Genomic DNA, 17,714 nt, shown 5'->3' with positions numbered 1-17,714 from the left:
GGAAAAAACTGAATCTTCGAGCTAGGGTCAGGCCTTCAACTCTATCGGGACAACCCAATGAATGAAATGACCAAAAAAGCAGTCGTCGTTTTCAGCGGCGGTCAAGACTCGACAACCTGCCTGATACATGCCCTAACAAGATATGACGAAATCCACTGCGTTACGTTTGACTATGGTCAGCGCCATCGCGCAGAAATCGATGTGGCGCGCCAGCTTTGTAAAAAACTTGGCGTAACAGCCCACAAGGTTATAGATGCATCACTGCTCAATGAATTGGCCATTAGCAGCTTAACCCGTGACAACATTCCTGTTCCGCTGGCCGAGAGTACCGTTAACGGATTACCCAGCACTTTCGTTCCCGGACGCAATATTCTATTTTTAACGCTGGCCTCTATTTATGCTTATCAGGTAGGCGCCCAGACCGTCATCACAGGTGTTTGCGAAACGGACTTTTCCGGGTATCCAGACTGCCGTGACGAATTCATCAAGGCTTTAAATGGCGCCATTGAGCTCGGCATGGACTATAAAATCCGCATTGAAACGCCTCTTATGTGGCTGACCAAGGCGGAAACCTGGGCGCTGGCCGACTATCACAACCAACTGGAGCTGGTCCACCAAGAGACGTTGACCTGCTACAACGGAATCAAGGGGCATGGATGTCGCAGTTGTGATGCTTGCAGCCTTCGTGCAAATGGCTTGGAGCAGTTCTTGAAGAATGGAGAAATGGTCATGCGCAGTTTAAAAAACAAACTTGAATTGTAATTTTTTTGGGAAGTGATGGGTTATCAGGATAGCCCATCACACTGATGTCAAGCAGCTTGGGTTCCCACAACATAACGTCTGAACAACGCCCGGGCACCATAAGCAGGCAGCACGTTAAAAAAAGCAAAGCCCATCTTGATCACTATCTGAACATACACGATGCCAAGAATGTCTTCGTTCTTCATCGCGCCGTAAAATGCGATGAAGCAGAAAATGAAACTATCGAGGATTACCGCAAAAAACGTGCTGAAAAACACTCTCAAAAATAAAAACCTTGAACTGGTTAGGTTTTTTATCTTGCACAACAGATATGAATTGACATATTCAGAAACAAGAAATGAAAGGGACGATGCGGCCAACGCTGAAGACACGTGGGCAATTACCTCGCCGTAGGCTCCTTCAAGTTTCCAGCCAGGCAGCCCGGGGAGCCATCCGGTTATGCTTAGTAAAATCAAAATGAACGTATTGCTTACAAAAGCGAAAAAAATTGCCTTACGGGCCAGCCTGAGCCCGTAGGACTCATTCAATACATCTACCACCAAAAAAGTTAACGGATATAGAAACACGCCTGGAGTTACAACCACATCAAAGCGTTCTATATAAACAAGTTTAGCGGCCGATACATTAGTGAAAATATAAAGCGCAAACAACACTAGATTCAAGGCAACATAGGTTAACCAGGATCGCTCATGACGATCCTTGACTTCATAGGCAGTTACGGTAGTCCCTCCCGAATAAAATTTTCTGTAGATATCTTTTATTTCCGCCTTACTTAAATCATCGATCAATTTGCTTTTCAGCAACTCATCAAGCCTTATCTTAATTACCCGCCCAGTGGCAATCACCATTATAACGGCAAGGCTTTTGCCATTCTCATAGCCCAGAAGCTTATACTTGAAAATTTCAGTCCCCGCGTTGCTAGCCATTGAACCTCTCCTCAATCACACGCCCGACAACATAGAACCCGTCCAACGTACAATCCGAAGCGCGCACAATAGATAATTTTTTAGTTGCTCTGTCACAGACCAGGTTCTCACCAACACTGCGACCCAAACCTTTATCAATAATCAACAAGTCACCCGCCTCATTCTTCCCGGCGATATCATTCTCCAAAAGTACCGCGATCAGATTTCGGGCTGAGCCAAAATAGTAGGTCAAAGGGTGCGAGACGACCAACTCGCCTATTCTTCTGTCGAGACTCTGCGCCAGCATGCTTTCCTTTATCACGGGAACAGCCGCCGGGTTCATGTTTCCATGCAGAGATATGCTGCTTTCAATTACTTCTCTCGCTTCAAAATCAACGGTTTCTATTTCTTGATAGGAAACGCCAAAGAAGTCGGATATTTTGCGAACTGTGGATTGCTGAACATTGACCACCCGTCCTTCGAGAATATTGTAGATGGTCGTTCTAGTCAGACCGCTTGCATTGCACAACGAAAGGCGCGTTTCACCACGACTCTTTATTAGATATTTAATATTATTTTTTAATTTCTCTGCTTTGTCTTTTCTATACATGAACGCTTCACCATTTCCTTATAGCTTCAGACCAACCTCCTTGGCGAGCTGGCTATGAGGTGATTTTTTCTGGACTGGCATCCTACACATCCTGTCTTGGAGAGAAAACCACAATGCAAAAATCGTTTCCGAACCTCAAATCATTTTCACGTCACCGCGCTTGTCCGCGCGTAAGGGAATTTTCCTACGAGCTTTAGAAAATTATCCTTCAGATAAATGTGTACAACAGCGCAACAACCGGCCTTCCAGCTCAACAGCTCTAATCAGAGGGCACTCTCAATAGCCAGACAAGAATCATTTCTTTACACAGATGTTAATTTTTTTGATTAATTAGTTAAAAATTTCTGGTAATAAATCTGGACCGTCGGTTCATGCATGGATGCCAAACAATCTCGATTAACCAATGAGTCTGACGTTTTCTTGAACCTTGCAAGGAGCTGCAGAAATGAAAAAAGTCATCCCAGAAGTCGCTGAGTCCCCGATATCCATCGATACAATCAATCTCTCCGCCCCCCTCGCCACTGGGCGCTCGCATGAACCAGAGCGCCCCGACCCAGTCAGTAACGTGTTCACCGTCGTCGCGAACGTCGACACCGAAGCCCTCCTCTGTCACGCCAGTGAGAACCTCGCCTCACTGAGCGTGATGGCTAGCGACCTCGCCGACCAGTTGGACGGTCCGCGCCGGAACGTCGCGCTGGCTATGCAGCAACTCACCGTGTTGTGCGAGTTACTGGTGAATCGGGCGCTCGATGATCTGGATCCTCCTCAGGAGGTGCCTGGAGTTTCTTCATCCAACCAACGATAAGCCGCACCATTTCCCAGGTCATGGAGGTATTTTTGTTATGGACAGGTACATCCCCACCACCGGCATTGATTGCATTACTGCTTCGTTATTGATCGACACCCAAGCGCCACTGGACGTACTGCATGAAACGGCGGCAGACCGCGTGCGCGTGGCGACCCAACTGCTTGAGAGCCTGGCATTTGAAGAGGGCCCTTACAGTGAACTGGCGCGCGTGCTGGTAGTGTCATTGCGCGAAGGCTGCGATTTGCTGGACGTAGTCGGGCGACGATTACAGTCGCAGATTCTGGCGTAAAAAAAGGCGCCTTTCGGCTAATGCCAGTCAGTCAAGGATCAAACGACACAAAGCCTGTGGGAGCAAAGCTTGCTCGCGATAGCGGCAGACGCGTCAATTGCGTTGTCGAAGGGCTCCCAATCGCGAACAACCTTTGCTCCCACGGGTTCACGCTTCAATGACTGGCATTAGCCTTTGGCGCTTCTCTCTAAGGACTCACCGATCGCTGGCCCCGGCGAAAAATGGGAAGGTTTGTTTTTCAAAAATATCCGCTCAGGATCCCAACTCACCCGTCAACAACGCCACAAACGCCCCCGCCAGCGGCGAGCGCTGGTCTTTGCGTTGCACCAGCCACACCGCTGACACCGCCGCCGGGTCGAGCAAGGGGCGGTAGACGACGCCGTCGATGCGCATGCGTTGGTAGGACGCTGGCAGTACCGAGACGCCGAGTCCCGCTGCTACCAGGCCAATGATGGTCATGGCTTCGCCGGCTTCCTGGGCGAAGTGCGGGCTGAAGCCGGCGTCGCGGGCCAGGCTCAGCAGTTGTGCGTAGAGACCGCTGCCGTAGCTGCGGGGAAAGAACACGAACGGTTCCTGGGCCAGCGCCGAGAGGTACAGGCCCTCTTCACTGCCTTGGGCCAGCGGGTGCTTGGCGCTGAGCACGGCCACCAGCGGTTCGCGGCTGAGCTCGATCTCGCGCAGGGACTCGGGCAGCGGCAGTGGGCGCATGATGCCCACCTCGATTGCACCTTCCATCAGCGCGTCGGCCACCTGGGTGCTGCTCATTTCCCGCAGGTTCAGGTGCACGGCGGGGAACCGCTGGCGGAAGGTGAAAATCGCCTGGGGAATCGTCGAGTTGAACGGCGCCGAGGAGGTGAACCCGATCTTCAGCTCGCCCAGTTCGCCCAACTGCGCACGGCGGGCCACGTCAGCGGCCTTGTCGACCTGAGCCAGCACCCGCCGTGCCTCGTCGAGGAACAGCCGCCCGGCTTGACTTAACTCGACCCGACGATTGGTGCGCTCGAACAAGCGCGCGCCGATCTCCTGCTCCAGCGCCTGGATCTGCTGGCTCAAGGGTGGCTGGGAGATGCCCAGGGCCAGCGCGGCGCGGCCGAAGTGCAGTTCTTCGGCAACGGCGATGAAGTAACGCAGGTGACGCAATTCCATGGGGCAATCCAATAAGTCGTAGAACGTCTTAAACAGGTCGAACAATATATTGGATAGAAACATTAGCCGGCTATATGCTTTTTTTCACTGCCTGCCTGATCGTGCCCTTGCGAGGTCCATCGTGAAAACTGCTGTCGCACCACTGGCCCATGAAATCCCACCCCGCCTACAGGATGATGCCGTCGCCCAACTGAAGGACGTGTACATCGAGAAAGGCACGCCGATGTTCATGCGTACGGTACTGGCGTTGTTCTGCGGCGGCTTTGCGACGTTCGCCCTGCTGTATTGCGTGCAGCCGATGATGCCGCTGTTGTCCAGGGAGTTTTCCGTCAACGCGGCGCAGAGCAGCCTGATCCTGTCGGTGGCAACCGGCCTGCTCGCCATCGGCCTGCTGATCACCGGGCCGATTTCCGACCGCATCGGCCGCAAGCCGGTGATGGTCGCGGCACTGTTCGCCGCTGCCCTGTGCACGGTGGCCAGTGCAATGATGCCAACCTGGCACGGCGTGCTGTTCTTGCGCGCCCTGGTGGGGCTGTCGTTGAGCGGGTTGGCGGCGGTCGCCATGACGTACCTGAGCGAAGAGATTCATCCCAAGCACATCGGCCTGGCGATGGGCCTGTACATAGCCGGCAACGCCATCGGTGGCATGTGCGGACGCCTGATCACCGGCGTGCTGATCGACTTTGTCAGCTGGCACACCGCAATGCTGGTCATTGGTGGCCTGGCCCTGATCGCGGCAGCGGTGTTCTGGCGGATCCTGCCCGAGTCGCGCAACTTCCGGCCACGCTCGCTGAACCCGCGCAACTTGCTGGACGGCTTCACCCTGCACTTTCGCGATGCCGGCTTGCCGCTGTTGTTTCTTGAAGCCTTCGTCCTGATGGGCGCGTTCGTGACCTTGTTCAACTACATCGGCTACCGCCTGCTGGCCGAGCCCTATCATCTGGATCAGGCCGTTGTCGGACTGCTGTCGGTGGTGTACCTGTCGGGCATCTACAGTTCGGCAAAAGTCGGCGCGCTGGCGGACAAGCTCGGGCGGCGCAGGATGCTCTGGGCCACCATTGCGCTGATGCTCGCCGGCCTCGCCCTGACCATGGCCACGCCGCTGGTGCTGGTGATCCCGGGCATGCTGGTGTTCACCTTCGGCTTCTTCGGCGCCCACTCGGTCGCCAGCAGTTGGATCGGCCGCCGCGCCCTCACTGCCAAGGGCCAGGCATCGTCGCTTTATCTGTTCAGCTATTACGCTGGATCGAGTGTGGCAGGCACGGCGGGCGGCGTGGCGTGGCACCTGGGCGGCTGGAACGGCATCGGCCTGTTCATCGGCGCGTTGTTGCTGGTGGCACTGGGGGTGGCGGTGAAACTGGCGAAGTTGCCGGTGCTGCCTGGGAACCTGCCGGTTTAGGCCGCGATTGTCAGGAGCAACCCCATCGATCGTTTCCACGCTCTGCGTGGGAGCGATCGAGACCTCATCACCTTCATCGTGGGCAAGCCTTGCTCCCACAGGTTCCATGTACGGCCCTTCATTGGCGCAATACTACCCGCGCCTCCAACAACCCGTCCCGCGCTTCCAGGGTCAGCGCTTGCAACACCGCGCCGGCCCGCTCGTGTTGATCCAGCCACTGGAGCAACGGGTTGGCATCGCCCGTGACGGTGACTCGCAACGAATTGCCATCGACTTCCATCTCGACGATGTCCAACCCCGCCGCCGTTGCGCTGTCGTTGACTCGCACCGAAAGGGGTCGAGCGGCGCTGCTTGTATCCCGGCCCGGCTCGGCGCGCTGGATCCGCACGTTCAATTCAACCTGTTGGCGATAGTGTCGCTCGGCGACTTCGAGCCGTTGCCGCGTGGGTTGCCAGATCGAGGTGTAGCCCACGAACACCAGCATCACCCCGGCAAGCCCCAGCAGCAGCCCCTGCTCACGGCGCGATAGTCCTTCCCAGGCCTGCTTCAGCCTCAGCCATCCCTTGAGGTTCATCAACCGTTCTCCAGCGTCAGGATGGCCCGCACCCGATTGTCTTGTTTGCTGGCGCTGCCCAGGGTCAGGGGCAGTCCGATTTGCCGGCCGCGCTCACGCAGTTGTTCAAGTTCGACAAAGCTGTTGGCGGTCAGCTGGATCTTCCAGCCCTCGCCTTCGCGAAAGTCGATACGTTGCGCCTCGACGTTGCTGGCGCCGATGACCTGCTCCGTCAGATGGACCAGGCGAGCGACCTGTGTGTCCTGGCTTTGGCCGCTGCGGCCCTGCATGGCCTGGAACTGCGCCGCCAGGTCGACGATGCGGCTTTGTCCGGGATACAGCGACCTGAAGCGCTGCTCGTTCTGGGTGTACAGATGCCGTGTCTGGCTTTCCAGAAAGCGTACGCGCGCTTCGCTGAACGCCCAGCTCAGCACGCACACGCCGAGCAGCGCAGCCGCCGCGCCGCGCCATGGCAGCCGCTGGCGGCGGCGACGAAATTCGCCCTGCAACAGATCGATGGGATGGCCGCCGGTGCCCAGCAACCATTCATCGATGCCCGGACGATCACGCGCTTCGTCCAGCCAATGAATGTCCTCGGGCAGGTCCGGTTTGAGCGCTGCCAGGGCCTGGACCGACAACGACACCCGCGCCGCCAGCGCCCCGCCCAACAGCCAGCGGCCAAACCAGCGCACGCCAAATGCCTGGTCACCGGCCAGCAGGTCGGCATCGACATGCACCGCACCCACCTCGATGCCCTGTGCGTCGAGCAGCGCCAGCAGCGCCTGGAACCGCGCTCGCTGAGTCACCAGCAGCGGATAACGCTGCTGACGGTCCCGCGCGCCCACGGCGATGTGCAAGGTTTCAAGGTTCTCACTCAATTGTTCTTCGATGGCAAATGCCAACGCCTGGGGGCGCGGCTGGCGTCGCGACGGCCATGGATCGCTGCGCACCCAGCTGCATATTTCCATCGGCAACAGCACGTCGACGACATGTCCGTTCAATTCGCGAGCCGCTTCGTGCAAGGGCAGATAGCGACGCTCGCCGGTCGGCGACCACACACAGCAGGGCCAACTGGCGCAAGGCACGCCCAGGCCCTCGGCTGTCAGGTAAAGCCAGGTTTTCATCAAGGGAGCTCGCTGGGGCTGAGGGGAAGGAAACGACGCTGACGCACAGTCCAGCGTCCGGTAGCGGCATCGCGCTCGATGTCCGAGGCCAGGTGCAGACGGCTGCCCGCGCGCGTTACGCTCACGGTGATGCGGAACCAGCGGCTGGTCGTGCCCAACCCATGGCTGCTAAGGCCCAATCCGGCCACCAATGGGTCACCGGTAAACGCCTGCACGCTGGCGTAGGGCGTTTCCCGGCGCTGGTTGACCACGGCCTGGGCAGGTCCGGCCTCCATGCCATCCAGGGTCATCAGCAATAGCGCAGGCGCGGTGTTGATGTTCAACCGGGCCTCCTTGGGCAATAACACCACCCAAGGTTCCAGGCGGAGCAATGTCGGGCCGTCGAGGCCGGGCAACAGGCGCAGTTGACTCAACTCCTGCACCACCCCGACCTGGGGTAACGAGAACGCCGGTAGATCCAACAGGGCAAGCAATCGTGCCCATCGACCGAGGGTAACTTGATCGACCTGCCCCTGGGCCAGCAGCGCGGTAAGGTTCAGGCGCGCGGACAAATCCTCGATATCGATGTGCAGCTCGGCGTCATCCAGCGTCAACGCAGGTGCGGACCGGGCCCAGTCCTGACTCAGGTCAACCGGCCCGGACGGCGCTATCGCGCTGCCTTCCAGCACCGCTTGCGCCCAGGCTTCACCGGCCAGCCCCAATTGACGCAACTGCACCTGTTGCAACTGCTGCGCGCTGCTGTGCAATAACAGCCGATGACTGCGCAGCAGGCCGCCGATCAGCAGCAGTGCCAGGCTCAAGACCAGCAGCACGCTGATCAGCGCCACGCCCCGTTGCCGATTCATGGCAACGCTCCTGGCAACAGCAGCACGCGACGGACCTGCTCAAAACGCCCCACCGACAGCTGCAACTCCAGCGCCAGCGGCGTGGGGTCGCCGGCAGTTTCACTGCGCCAACCGCGCTGTGGGTCGAACACCCGCCAACTCAAACTGTGCACCCCATCCAGCAGTTTCTGCTGCTGCACGAGGGTTGTTCCTTCACCGCGACTGTCGCGCCACAACGCTGCCCCGTCGAGTCGATAACTCACCGCCTGTCGCTCGCTGCGCGGCTGGTCCAATGGATTGCGCCAATGGCTGCGCTGCAACTGCAGGCCTGCCGGGGCGAGCACGATTGAACCGATGACGGCCTGCCAGGCATCGCGTTCGATCATCCCTATGGCACGCTGCAAGGCCCTGATTTCCCGCTCGTGATGGCCGGCTCCTTGCTGTGTGCGCACGACGCCGTCGAACAGGCGCCAACTGGCGAGGCCGAGCAAGGCAAAAATGGCGATGGCGATGACCAGCTCCAACAGGGTGAAGCCCGACTGTCTATTCATCACGCTGGCGGATCCATCCGGTGGTGCGGTACACGACCGCCGGGTTACCGGTCCGGCTGACCTGGATCTCGACCTGGAGCAGGCGCGGGTCACGGGCTGGGGCGATGCGCTGTTGCAGCGTCCAGTCGCGGCGATCCAGGCGCTGGGGCAGCCGCAGGTGCCCTGGCGCCGGAGCCGGTTGCAGACGCAGTTCGCTCATTTGATTGTCCGCCAGCCAGGCGCCGAACAGACGTTCCTCCAGCCCGGCACTCTGCTTGAGCACGAATTGGCTGGCCGAGAGCACCGCCGCCGCCACCGTCGCAAAAATCGCCAGGGCGACCATGACTTCCAGCAGCGTGAACCCTTGGCAACCAGCGGCCAGGCGGCGAGCATTACTCATCGATCGTCGGCTCCGTCAGGCCATCACTGGACACCTGCACAAGGTGCTGGCCGGCAGCCCGGATGAACAACCTGAACGGGCTGATCTCATCACTGCTGAGCATCAGCAATTGCGGTACGCCTTGCGTGTCATCGAGGGTCGCCGCATGGCCGTCCTGCTCCAGGCCAAGCGTCAGGTTGTCCGGCAACCGCTGCAACGCCGATACGGCTGTCCAGCCCTGGGCATCGAGCCGCAAGGCCTGATAACCGCGCGGGTGTATGCGCAGCGCGAATTCCTGGCCGTCCAGCACCGCCCGTTCGCGCAGCTGTTGCACCACCGCGATGAAGTCCCGGGCGTTCTGGCGGGCCTCGCGGGTCGGGCTCGGGCCGATGGCGAAACTGACCATGCCGGCGACCATCCCGATCAGGACGATGACCACCATCAGTTCCAGCAGGGTAAAACCGCGGCAACGACGACCCATGCTCACTCAGCCCAATTGCCGATATCAGCTGCCATTCCATCGCCACCTGGCGCGCCATCGGCGCCCAACGAGTACAGGTCATAACTGCCATCGATTGATCGGAGGCCAGGATTGAGATACTGGTAGGGCGTGCCCCAGGGGTCGACCGGCGGGCTCTTCAGGTACCCCTGTGGGTTCCAGTTTCTCGCCGAGGGCGTACCGGTCGGACGCTTGCTCAGCGCCTCCAGGCCTTGCTGGGTCGAAGGGTAGTGAACGTTGTCGAGTCGGTACATTTCCAGCGCCGTGGCAATGGCCTGGATGTCGGTGCGGGCGGCCGTGGCCTTGGCTTGGTCCGGGCGGCTCATGAACTGCGGCACCACGATAGCGCCCAAGACGCCGATGATGACCACCACCACCATGATTTCGATCAGGGTAAAGCCGCGTTGAAGAGGTGCAGGTCGGTTGTTTCGAGGGTTCATGGGTCAGTTCACCAATTGGTTGAGGCTCAAGATAGGCAGGAGGATGGCCATGACAATCAGCAGCACGACGCCGCCCATCAGCACCAGCATGGCCGGTTCGAAAAGGCCCACCACCAGGGCAATGCGCGCTGCGAGGCTGGCCTCCTGTTGCTCGGCGGCGCGGGCGAGCATGCTGTCGAGTTCGCCGGCGCGCTCGCCGCTGGCGATCATGTGCAGCATCAGCGGTGGGATATCACCGCCTTGCTCCAGGCCGCGGGTCAGGGTCCCGCCCTCGCGCACCGAGCGGGCGACGTCGGCCATGCGGGCGCGAATCGGCAGGTTGCCGATCACTTGCGCGGCGATGTGCAGGGCCTCTACCAGCGGCACTGCACTTTTGCTCAGGATCGCCAGGGTGCTGGCAAATCGGGCCGCTTCCATGGCCCGCAACACCTCGCCCAACAGCGGCAGCCGAAGTAACAAGCGATGCCAGCGCAGGCGCCACGCGGCTCGGCGCAGGCTCCAACGCCACAGCCCGAGCAGTCCGGCCAACGCCGTGAGCATCAGCACGCCGTGGCGGCGCAAGCCGTCGCTCACGGCGATCAGTGCCTGGGTCAGCCAAGGCAACGGTTGGCCGCTGTCGATGAAAATCTTCACCACGTCCGGCACCACGTAGCCCAACAGGAACGCGACAATCGCAACGCAGGCCAGCAGCAGGATCAGCGGGTACACCAACGCCAGTTGAATACGCTGGCGCGACGCCTGGCGCGCCTGGGTGTAGGCCGCCAATTGCTCCAACACCTGGCCCAGGTGACCGGATTGTTCGCCCGCCGCCACCGTGGCGCAGAACAGTTCGGGAAACGCCTGGGGAAATGCCCGCAGGGCCGTCGCCAGCGCATGCCCTTCCAGCACCCGGCTGCGCACCGCCGACAACAACTGGATGACGCGGCGCTTCTGGCTCTGTTGCGCCACCGCCGCCAACGACTCTTCCAGGGGCAGGCCGGCCTGGATCAGCGTGGACAGTTGCAGCGTCAGCAAGGCCAGCTCGGCCGGGCTCAACCGACCTGCGCCATAGCTGGTTCTCAACGTGCGCGGGGTCCCGCCTTCATGCAGTTCCCAAGGCAGCAAACCGCGTTCGCGCAACAACTGGCGGGCCTGACGGGCGCTGTCGGCTTCCACCCGGCCCTTGCAGCGCCGGCCCTGGGCATCTTCGGCCCGATAGTCGAAGGTCGGCATCGTGTTAATGCTCCTGAGTGATGCGCAGCAGTTCATCAACGCTGGTCAGGCCGTCCAGCACCCGTTGGCGTCCGTCCTGAAACAAGCTGCGAGAGGTGTTGCGCGCCTCACCGGCCAACGCCTGCTCGGTGGCCCCCTGATGAATCAGCTGGGACAACGCGGGGCTGACCGCGACCAGCTCATAGATGCCGAAACGCCCGCGATAACCTTTCTGGCATTGATCGCAACCCCGGGCCTTGAACAACCGTGGCGCGGCATCGACCTGCAGCCCCAGGCGCCGGCAGGTGGCGGCGTCAGCGACATAAGGCGTCTTGCAGGACGGGCAGAGCCGGCGCAGCAGCCGTTGGGCAACGATGCCGGCCAGGGACGACGCCAGCAGGTAGGCGTCCACCCCCATGTCCACCAGTCGGGTGACCGCACCGACGGCGCTGTTGGTGTGCAGGGTCGAGAGCACCAGGTGCCCGGTCAGGGACGCCTGGACCGCTATTTCGGCAGTCTCGCGGTCACGTATTTCGCCGACCATCACCACGTCCGGGTCCTGGCGCAAGATCGCCCGCAGGCCACGGGCAAAGGTCATGTCGACCTTCGGATTGACCGGCATCTGCCCGATGCCCGGCAGGTGATATTCGATCGGATCCTCGACGGTGAGGATGTTGCGGCTCTGGTCGTTGAGGCTGCTCAACGCCGCGTACAGGCTGGTGGTTTTGCCTGAACCGGTGGGCCCGGTGACCAACACGATACCGTGGGGTTTGCCGAGCAGCTGGCGCAGGCCGGCCAGGGTATCGTCGGGCAGGCCCAGGCGCTGCAAATCCAGGCGCCCGGCCTGCTTGTCGAGCAAGCGCAACACTACGCGCTCACCGTGGGCCGATGGCAGGGTCGAGACCCGCACATCGACTTCGTGCCCGGCCAGGCGCAAGGCGATTCGCCCATCCTGGGGCACGCGCTTCTCGGCGATGTCCAGGCGGGCCATGACCTTGATCCGCGACACCAGCAGGTTCGCCAGCTCCCGACGCGGACGCAACATTTCCTGCAACTGGCCGTCGATGCGCATGCGCACCGACAGGTACTGCTCGAAGGTTTCCAGGTGCACGTCGGATGCGTGTTCACGGACCGCCTCGCTGAGCAGGGCGTTGATCAGCCGGATGATCGGCGCGTCGCCCTGCTGTTCCAGCAGGTCAGTGGTCTGCGGCACCTGATCGGCCAGGCTGAGCAGGTCCAGTTCCTCGTCCAGGCCCTGGGCGACCTGCTCGGCAGCGCTCTGGCCCTGGCGATAGACACTGGCCAGGCGCGCCGCGAACGGTGCCGGTTCCACCACCTCAATCGACAATTCCCGACCACACAGGCGCCGTACCTCCGCGATCGCGGTCAGCGGCGCATCGCGGCGCATCACCAGGCTCAAGATCGGCCCCGCGCCCTCCAGCAGCACGCCGAAGCGCCTGGCGAACCCAAAGGGCAAGACGGTCTGCGACGCGCTCACAAGTCACCCGGGCGCAGGTCCGTCTCCGGCACTTGCGCGGACGGCTCGAACAACTCGCGAGCGTCCCGGGGCAGCAACAGCGAATTGTTTTTTCGCGAGCCGGGCTTGCTCAGGTCCCGTAGCGCGTCGTAGCGCTGCCGGCTGACATCGGCCAGGTCTTCGTTGCTGCGCACGATGGTGGGACGCAGGAACACCATCAGGTTGCTTTTGGTCTGGGTCTCGCGGCTCCAGCGAAACAGTGCGCCCAGGTAGGGAATGCTGCGCAACAGCGGCACCCCGCTTTCCTGGGTGCGCACGCTGTCACGAATCAGCCCGCCGATCACGATGATCTCGCCGTCGTCCGCCAGGATCGTGCTCTTCAGGGCACGTTTGTTGGTGATCAGGTCCGAAGAGTCGACGCCGGAAACCGACGGCGCGATGTCCGAGACTTCCTGCTGGACCTCAAGGCGCAGGGTCGAGCCTTCATTGATGTAAGGCTTGACCTTGAGGCTGATGCCGACGTCCTTGCGCTCCACGGTGGTGAACGGGTTGTCGGCGCCGTTGCCGCTGGTGGTGTAGGAACCGGTCTTGAACGGGACGTTCTGGCCGACGATGATTTCCGCCTCCTGGTTATCCAGGGTCAGCAGGCTGGGCGTGGACAGCAGGTTGCTGCGGGTATTGCTCGCCAGCGCCGACACCAGGGCGCTGAAGCGATCGCCGCCCAACTGCAACACGGCGCCTTCCGGCATTTTTTTCAGCGCATCGGACTTCAGCCCACCGATGATCGGGACATCGGTTCCGGGAAAATTGATGAACCCTGTGGCGCTGCCACTGTTGAGCCCCCACTGCACCCCCAGCGCCTCGGCGATGTCCCCGGAAATTTCGACGATGGCCGCGTGGATAAGCACCTGGGCCCGGGGCTGGTCCAGCTCCCGGACAATGTTTTCGACGGTGCGCACCTGGGCCGGCTCGGCGATCAGCACCAGCGCATTCTGGCTCTCGTCGGCCTTGATCATGAACGCGCCGGTGGCGGCACTGTCCCGCTGGCCGGCCAGGGCCGGGGTGGTTTTCCTGTCCTGGCCGACCGCTTCCAGCACCTCGGCCAGTTGCTTGGCATCGCTGTGGCGCAGGCGGATGACCCGTGCATTGCCCTGGGAGGCGGCCGGCGGCACATCGAGGGTGCGGGCCAGGTCGACCAGGCGTTGGCGCACCGCCGGTGCGCCGATGATCACCAGGCGATTGCTACGGGCGTCGGCGATCACCAGGCCTGCAGTATCCCCTTCGCGCTTGCCGGCGGCAGCCTCCATGACCGGCGCAATGTCCCCGGCCTGGGCATGACGCAAGGGCACCACCACATGAGTGCGGTTTCGCCCGGAGTCCAACTGCTGCACCACCCCGGCGATGCGCTGGACGTTGGCCGCCGTGTCGGTCACCACCAGGGCGTTGGACGACACCGAAGGCCCGACGTAACCATTGGCCGACACCAGGGGCCGGACCAGCCCGGCAATGTCGGCAGCGATGCTCGACTGCAGGTCGAGCACCCGGGTGACGAATTGCGACGGCGTTGTGCTGTTTGCGTCGCTGAGGCCGGCCCGCGTTTTGGCGTCGGTGACCGGGGTGATCAGGATCCGCTCGCCTTCGTCGATCACGGTGAAGTTGTGTGCATCGAGTACCGAATAGAACAACCGGCGCACGCCTTCGCGGTCCAGGGCCTGACGGGACATGACGGTAATGCGCCCGGACACCCTGGGGTCGAGCACCACGGTCTTGCCCAGGATCGCAGAGAACTCCTCGACCACGTCACGCAGTTCGGCGTTGTTCATCGCCAGTTGCCAGTGGGGTTCCTCGGCCCGCAGCGCACCGGGAAGCGCCAGCGGGCAACACACGGCAAGGCAAAGCAGGACGCGCGATACGGGGCCGCGGATAAAGCTGTTCATGAATTGGATCACTCTGATTGCCCGGCCACCGGGCGTAGGTATTGCGGGGAAGAGAGCGCTGCCTGACGCCCGTTTTCGAGACCGACTTGACGCAGCAAGGGCTTGGCCGCTTGTTGCAGGGCCAGGCGCTCTTCGCGCCCGTTGCGCCACAACGTCACATGACTGGGCTCGACCCGACGCAACACGCTGCCGCCGGGCAGGCGTTCACCCACTTGGTAGATGCGCGGGCCGGCGGCGTCCGCCAGCAATGCCCGGGACAAGCCTTGGTCAGCGACAAAACTGGCCTGCAAGGTCATCGGTTCCGTGCTGGGTGCGTGGGCTCCGTCAGGCGCCAGGCCGAGTACGGTCGCCACGGCTTGTACGTTGGGCAGGCCGCGAGCCGCAGCCACCGGCGGGTCAGCGACCACCGGCACATCACGGCCCAGGCCCTGGCGAAAACGCCGTTCCTGCTCCACCAGGAACCCCCCGTACAGCAGCGGCACGAGCAGCAGCAATGCCTTCGGCAATCGGGCCCCGAAACCGGCGGAAAATCTCACCGTTGCCCCCGCTGAATCATCGCGTCGGCGCGCTTTGCGAATGACATTCGCCGAACCACCCGGCGCCCGGAACACTCATGCCAGGCCACCGCGCACAGATGCAGCGCAACGAGCATCGAAAGCACCGCGCAAGACAGGGTGTGGACCGCGCTCGCCAATCCGATAAGCGCGGGGTCGTCCAGTGGTCGGGGAATCTCAATGAATCCGAAGATACTGATGGGGCTTTTCATCATCAGGACCCCGGTCACCAGCACCACGCCGATGCACAGGTAGATCAATGCGTGTACGGCCAGGGCCAGCCGGTTGGTCACCGGCTCGCCGGCTCCAAGCTCGCTGACGAACAGCCAGAGCCGCCAGGCAAACACCGGAATGAATAGCGTGGTCAGCGACACATTGAGCGAGCCGACCCAGTGCTCGGTGGCGGCTGACACCGGGTAGTACGCCACATAAAAGCCCGACGCCAACGCCCATAAAATGATCACGGCCGACAGCCAATGCAGCAGCACCCGCCGTCCGGAGTAGTAATTGGAATGCATCACCGCGTTCTCACTTGAAGGCCCCGGGCAACCCGCTCGGACTGCCCTGGGCCATGCCTGTCAGGACTTACAGCTTGTCCCAGGCGCTTTGCCAGGAGGCACCGACACCCGGCTCAAAGCCGTTGGCCGTCGGGGAGTACTGCTTGCAGTAGCCGGACGCCGGGAACGGCTTGCATTCGAAGACTTCGTCGGTTTTCGGCTGCAGCACTTTCGTACCGGCGGCGTAGCCGCTGAGGCCTTCAGGGAAGACGAAGTCGTACTCGATGCCCGCGCCTTCACCGGTAAGGGTGACACGCTGGGTGTCCTGGCGAGTGGTCCGGCCGTCTTCGGTGGTCCCGACCAACGTCAGGGTATGCGCACCCGGCGCGCTGCGGACGTCGATGCTCAACCCGGTACTGCCTTCACCTACGGCCTGGCTGACGACGCCCACCTGCTTGTTGTTCTCGTCGAACAACGTGGCTTCGAGGTTCATCCGGCGGTTGGTCTGCGCCGCGAAGGCCATGCTGACCCGACCTTTGTCGAGCACGTACTCCGGTTGCAAGGAAGCGATTGCCATGCTGGCGGCGGCGTCTTCCTGCATGTCCAATTGCACTTCATAACGGGTCACGCCGCTTTCGTTCTGGGCGTACAGCTTGTTGGTGCCCCGGACCGGGGTGATATTGCCTTCCTCGTCGCGGATACCGGCACGAATCAGAGGGAAGGCCTGGTTGATGGCTTCGGCCAGTTTGAACGACCAGTTCTCAGGCTTGCCTTCCTCGGCGTTGGCGATGCTGATCTCTACGCTGTATTCGGCGTTTTCACCGGTTGCGGAGAATGCCCGAGCCTTGACCTTGTCACCCGCCAGCAGCGAGGTGGACGACGCGATGCTGCCCACCGGCGACCAGCCGCCCGGCAACGCGGCCTCGGCGAGGATGTTCACATCCGCCGGGTTGTAGAACGCGTTGTCGGTGTCGCCCACTGTCCAGACCGCCAGGATGACGTGGTGACCCGATTTGCTGTCGGGAATCACACAGTTGTGCTTGGCCCCGCCGACCGGAACCTGATGCCCGCCGTCGATCGTGCAGAACGGTGCGCTGTCGAACGAGGCGCGCTTGAGCGGCTCGTTCGGGTTCCAGCCGTCGCGGGTAATGAAATACTCGTGCTTGGTCGTCAGATGCGGGGCATCGTATTTCCATTGAAAAGCGATATTGCGGTCCCTGATTTCAGTCAGTTGCCAGCGCGAAGCCGACTGTGCATCCAGGGCGGAAAACAGCGAACTACCGCCGCTGGCGATCTTGCCGTCGATGGGGCCTTGCAGCGGGGCGCCGCCCGTTCCATTCGGGAAGCCCTTGAACGTTTCCCCGGTGCTGTGGGGCTCGTACTGAGCGCCACCGCAGTTGATGTTTTCGCCTCTTTGGCACAGCAGTGCGCGCGAAGGCGGCACCTCAAGGAAGCCGTGGGCGATTACACCCTGGGACGCCGCCATGGCCGACAGGAGAACCAATGACGAAGCACATCCGGTTAATGCACTGCGCTTGTTGAAGTTGTTTTTCATATAAGTTCCAGACAAGTCATCGAGATTCAAAAGACGGATTACCGTCATCCTGAAAGGCACGCCGGATTGTTCTGCGCCGTACCTCACAAGCGCCGAACCTTATAGAAAATTGAAACCTCGCTATGTAGGGCAAATCTCTCAAGTCGGAAGGAATGATCTCTGAATCTATTTCCTCTTACATAACGAGAGAAATCTCTTACGAACGGAAATAGCTATCAACCACCAGCAAACAGAT

General features: G+C 61.1%; 20 protein-coding genes. 4 read left to right on the top strand and 16 right to left on the bottom strand.

The features are described 5' to 3' along the window. The first annotated feature begins 66 nt into the window (after positions 1–66). Positions 67–762 carry a 7-cyano-7-deazaguanine synthase QueC gene (gene queC / locus J7E36_RS03500; protein ID WP_214999978.1) on the top strand — a complete coding sequence of 232 codons (696 nt, stop codon included), beginning with the start codon at positions 67–69 and terminating at the stop codon, positions 760–762. Positions 763–809: 47 nt separating this feature from the next. Here queC and J7E36_RS03495 read toward each other — a convergent pair whose 3' ends face one another. After that, complete coding sequence (locus J7E36_RS03495; RefSeq protein ID WP_214999917.1) at positions 810–1,688, bottom strand: queuosine precursor transporter; 879 nt, start codon at positions 1,686–1,688, stop codon at positions 810–812. Then, a complete protein-coding gene (locus J7E36_RS03490) occupies positions 1,681–2,277 on the bottom strand; it encodes a helix-turn-helix transcriptional regulator (RefSeq protein ID WP_214999915.1) in 597 nt (198 codons plus the stop codon). The genes J7E36_RS03495 and J7E36_RS03490 overlap by 8 nt, the downstream gene beginning before the upstream one ends. 445 nt (positions 2,278–2,722) lie before the next feature. On the opposite strand from J7E36_RS03490, the gene J7E36_RS03485 reads away from it, so the two are divergent. Together J7E36_RS03485 and J7E36_RS03480 are read left to right on the top strand one after the other, a co-directional pair. Beyond that, complete coding sequence (locus J7E36_RS03485) at positions 2,723–3,082, top strand: DUF6124 family protein (RefSeq protein WP_214999913.1); 360 nt, start codon at positions 2,723–2,725, stop codon at positions 3,080–3,082. A 37-nt stretch (positions 3,083–3,119) separates the two neighbouring features. Further along, positions 3,120–3,374: a hypothetical protein gene (locus tag J7E36_RS03480; RefSeq protein WP_214999911.1), complete on the top strand. Its 255-nt coding sequence runs from the start codon at positions 3,120–3,122 to the stop codon at positions 3,372–3,374. Between the two features lie 252 nt (positions 3,375–3,626). On the opposite strand, the gene J7E36_RS03475 is transcribed toward J7E36_RS03480, so the two are convergent. After that, positions 3,627–4,520 carry a LysR family transcriptional regulator gene (locus tag J7E36_RS03475; RefSeq protein ID WP_214999909.1) on the bottom strand — a complete coding sequence of 298 codons (894 nt, stop codon included), beginning with the start codon at positions 4,518–4,520 and terminating at the stop codon, positions 3,627–3,629. A gap of 142 nt (positions 4,521–4,662) precedes the next feature. Between J7E36_RS03475 and J7E36_RS03470 the strand changes: the two genes are divergently transcribed. Further along, the gene (locus J7E36_RS03470) at positions 4,663–5,919 is read left to right on the top strand and encodes an MFS transporter (protein WP_435304152.1); all 1,257 of its coding nucleotides are present in this window, start codon (positions 4,663–4,665) and stop codon (positions 5,917–5,919) included. A 118-nt stretch (positions 5,920–6,037) separates the two neighbouring features. On the opposite strand, the gene gspM is transcribed toward J7E36_RS03470, so the two are convergent. From gspM to gbpA, 13 genes are all read right to left on the bottom strand, one after another. Then, positions 6,038–6,493, bottom strand: a complete 456-nt coding sequence (gspM, locus tag J7E36_RS03465) for a type II secretion system protein GspM (RefSeq protein WP_214999904.1) — start codon at positions 6,491–6,493, stop codon at positions 6,038–6,040. Next, positions 6,493–7,596 carry a type II secretion system protein GspL gene (gene gspL / locus J7E36_RS03460; protein WP_214999903.1) on the bottom strand — a complete coding sequence of 368 codons (1,104 nt, stop codon included), beginning with the start codon at positions 7,594–7,596 and terminating at the stop codon, positions 6,493–6,495. The genes gspM and gspL overlap by 1 nt, the downstream gene beginning before the upstream one ends. Beyond that, complete coding sequence (locus tag J7E36_RS03455) at positions 7,596–8,441, bottom strand: type II secretion system protein GspK (RefSeq protein WP_214999901.1); 846 nt, start codon at positions 8,439–8,441, stop codon at positions 7,596–7,598. The genes gspL and J7E36_RS03455 overlap by 1 nt, the downstream gene beginning before the upstream one ends. After that, complete coding sequence (locus J7E36_RS03450; protein WP_214999898.1) at positions 8,438–8,971, bottom strand: type II secretion system protein GspJ; 534 nt, start codon at positions 8,969–8,971, stop codon at positions 8,438–8,440. The genes J7E36_RS03455 and J7E36_RS03450 overlap by 4 nt, the downstream gene beginning before the upstream one ends. Next, positions 8,964–9,350 carry a type II secretion system minor pseudopilin GspI gene (gene gspI, locus J7E36_RS03445; RefSeq protein WP_214999896.1) on the bottom strand — a complete coding sequence of 129 codons (387 nt, stop codon included), beginning with the start codon at positions 9,348–9,350 and terminating at the stop codon, positions 8,964–8,966. The genes J7E36_RS03450 and gspI overlap by 8 nt, the downstream gene beginning before the upstream one ends. Next, positions 9,343–9,810, bottom strand: coding sequence for a type II secretion system minor pseudopilin GspH (gene gspH, locus J7E36_RS03440; RefSeq protein WP_214999894.1), 468 nt, complete (start codon positions 9,808–9,810; stop codon positions 9,343–9,345). Before gspH ends, gspI begins: the two co-directional genes overlap by 8 nt. Before the next feature lie 2 nt (positions 9,811–9,812). Beyond that, positions 9,813–10,268 carry a type II secretion system major pseudopilin GspG gene (gspG, locus tag J7E36_RS03435; protein ID WP_214999891.1) on the bottom strand — a complete coding sequence of 152 codons (456 nt, stop codon included), beginning with the start codon at positions 10,266–10,268 and terminating at the stop codon, positions 9,813–9,815. Between the two features lie 3 nt (positions 10,269–10,271). Next, positions 10,272–11,480 (bottom strand): type II secretion system inner membrane protein GspF, encoded by a 1,209-nt coding sequence (gspF, locus tag J7E36_RS03430; RefSeq protein ID WP_214999889.1) that lies wholly within the window; start codon positions 11,478–11,480, stop codon positions 10,272–10,274. 4 nt (positions 11,481–11,484) lie between these two features. Then, positions 11,485–12,957 (bottom strand): type II secretion system ATPase GspE, encoded by a 1,473-nt coding sequence (gspE, locus tag J7E36_RS03425; protein WP_214999887.1) that lies wholly within the window; start codon positions 12,955–12,957, stop codon positions 11,485–11,487. Next, a complete protein-coding gene (gene gspD, locus J7E36_RS03420; RefSeq protein ID WP_214999885.1) occupies positions 12,954–14,873 on the bottom strand; it encodes a type II secretion system secretin GspD in 1,920 nt (639 codons plus the stop codon). Before gspD ends, gspE begins: the two co-directional genes overlap by 4 nt. 8 nt (positions 14,874–14,881) lie before the next feature. Then, on the bottom strand, positions 14,882–15,379 hold the full coding sequence (locus tag J7E36_RS03415) for a type II secretion system protein N (protein WP_231286364.1): 498 nt from the start codon (positions 15,377–15,379) through the stop codon (positions 14,882–14,884). Between the two features lie 26 nt (positions 15,380–15,405). Further along, positions 15,406–15,945: a cytochrome b gene (locus tag J7E36_RS03410; RefSeq protein ID WP_214999976.1), complete on the bottom strand. Its 540-nt coding sequence runs from the start codon at positions 15,943–15,945 to the stop codon at positions 15,406–15,408. A gap of 67 nt (positions 15,946–16,012) precedes the next feature. After that, on the bottom strand, positions 16,013–17,479 hold the full coding sequence (gene gbpA, locus J7E36_RS03405) for an N-acetylglucosamine-binding protein GbpA (protein ID WP_214999881.1): 1,467 nt from the start codon (positions 17,477–17,479) through the stop codon (positions 16,013–16,015). Positions 17,480–17,714 lie beyond the last annotated feature (235 nt).

The organism is Pseudomonas fluorescens, assembly GCF_018614775.1.
Taxonomy (GTDB): Bacteria; Pseudomonadota; Gammaproteobacteria; order Pseudomonadales; family Pseudomonadaceae; genus Aquipseudomonas; species Aquipseudomonas fluorescens_BY.
The sequence above is the reverse complement of the archived record's forward strand: the minus strand, read 5'-3'. Positions and strand labels throughout refer to the sequence as shown.

Bases quoted from the DNA above. Each gene is read 5' to 3' on its own strand.
- gspF (WP_214999889.1), bottom strand. From the start codon at position 11,480: ATGCCGACCTTCGACTATCGGGCCGAAGATGCCCAGGGCCGGCGCTGC.
- gspD (WP_214999885.1), bottom strand. From the start codon at position 14,873: ATGAACAGCTTTATCCGCGGCCCCGTATCGCGCGTCCTGCTTTGCCTT.
- gspL (WP_214999903.1), bottom strand. From the start codon at position 7,596: ATGAAAACCTGGCTTTACCTGACAGCCGAGGGCCTGGGCGTGCCTTGC.
- J7E36_RS03410 (WP_214999976.1), bottom strand. From the start codon at position 15,945: ATGCATTCCAATTACTACTCCGGACGGCGGGTGCTGCTGCATTGGCTG.
- gspG (WP_214999891.1), bottom strand. From the start codon at position 10,268: ATGAACCCTCGAAACAACCGACCTGCACCTCTTCAACGCGGCTTTACC.
- gbpA (WP_214999881.1), bottom strand. From the start codon at position 17,479: ATGAAAAACAACTTCAACAAGCGCAGTGCATTAACCGGATGTGCTTCG.
- gspI (WP_214999896.1), bottom strand. From the start codon at position 9,350: ATGAGTAATGCTCGCCGCCTGGCCGCTGGTTGCCAAGGGTTCACGCTG.
- J7E36_RS03455 (WP_214999901.1), bottom strand. From the start codon at position 8,441: ATGAATCGGCAACGGGGCGTGGCGCTGATCAGCGTGCTGCTGGTCTTG.
- gspH (WP_214999894.1), bottom strand. From the start codon at position 9,810: ATGGGTCGTCGTTGCCGCGGTTTTACCCTGCTGGAACTGATGGTGGTC.
- J7E36_RS03495 (WP_214999917.1), bottom strand. From the start codon at position 1,688: ATGGCTAGCAACGCGGGGACTGAAATTTTCAAGTATAAGCTTCTGGGC.
- gspM (WP_214999904.1), bottom strand. From the start codon at position 6,493: ATGAACCTCAAGGGATGGCTGAGGCTGAAGCAGGCCTGGGAAGGACTA.
- J7E36_RS03490 (WP_214999915.1), bottom strand. From the start codon at position 2,277: ATGTATAGAAAAGACAAAGCAGAGAAATTAAAAAATAATATTAAATAT.
- queC (WP_214999978.1), top strand. From the start codon at position 67: ATGACCAAAAAAGCAGTCGTCGTTTTCAGCGGCGGTCAAGACTCGACA.
- J7E36_RS03475 (WP_214999909.1), bottom strand. From the start codon at position 4,520: ATGGAATTGCGTCACCTGCGTTACTTCATCGCCGTTGCCGAAGAACTG.
- J7E36_RS03480 (WP_214999911.1), top strand. From the start codon at position 3,120: ATGGACAGGTACATCCCCACCACCGGCATTGATTGCATTACTGCTTCG.
- J7E36_RS03485 (WP_214999913.1), top strand. From the start codon at position 2,723: ATGAAAAAAGTCATCCCAGAAGTCGCTGAGTCCCCGATATCCATCGAT.
- J7E36_RS03450 (WP_214999898.1), bottom strand. From the start codon at position 8,971: ATGAATAGACAGTCGGGCTTCACCCTGTTGGAGCTGGTCATCGCCATC.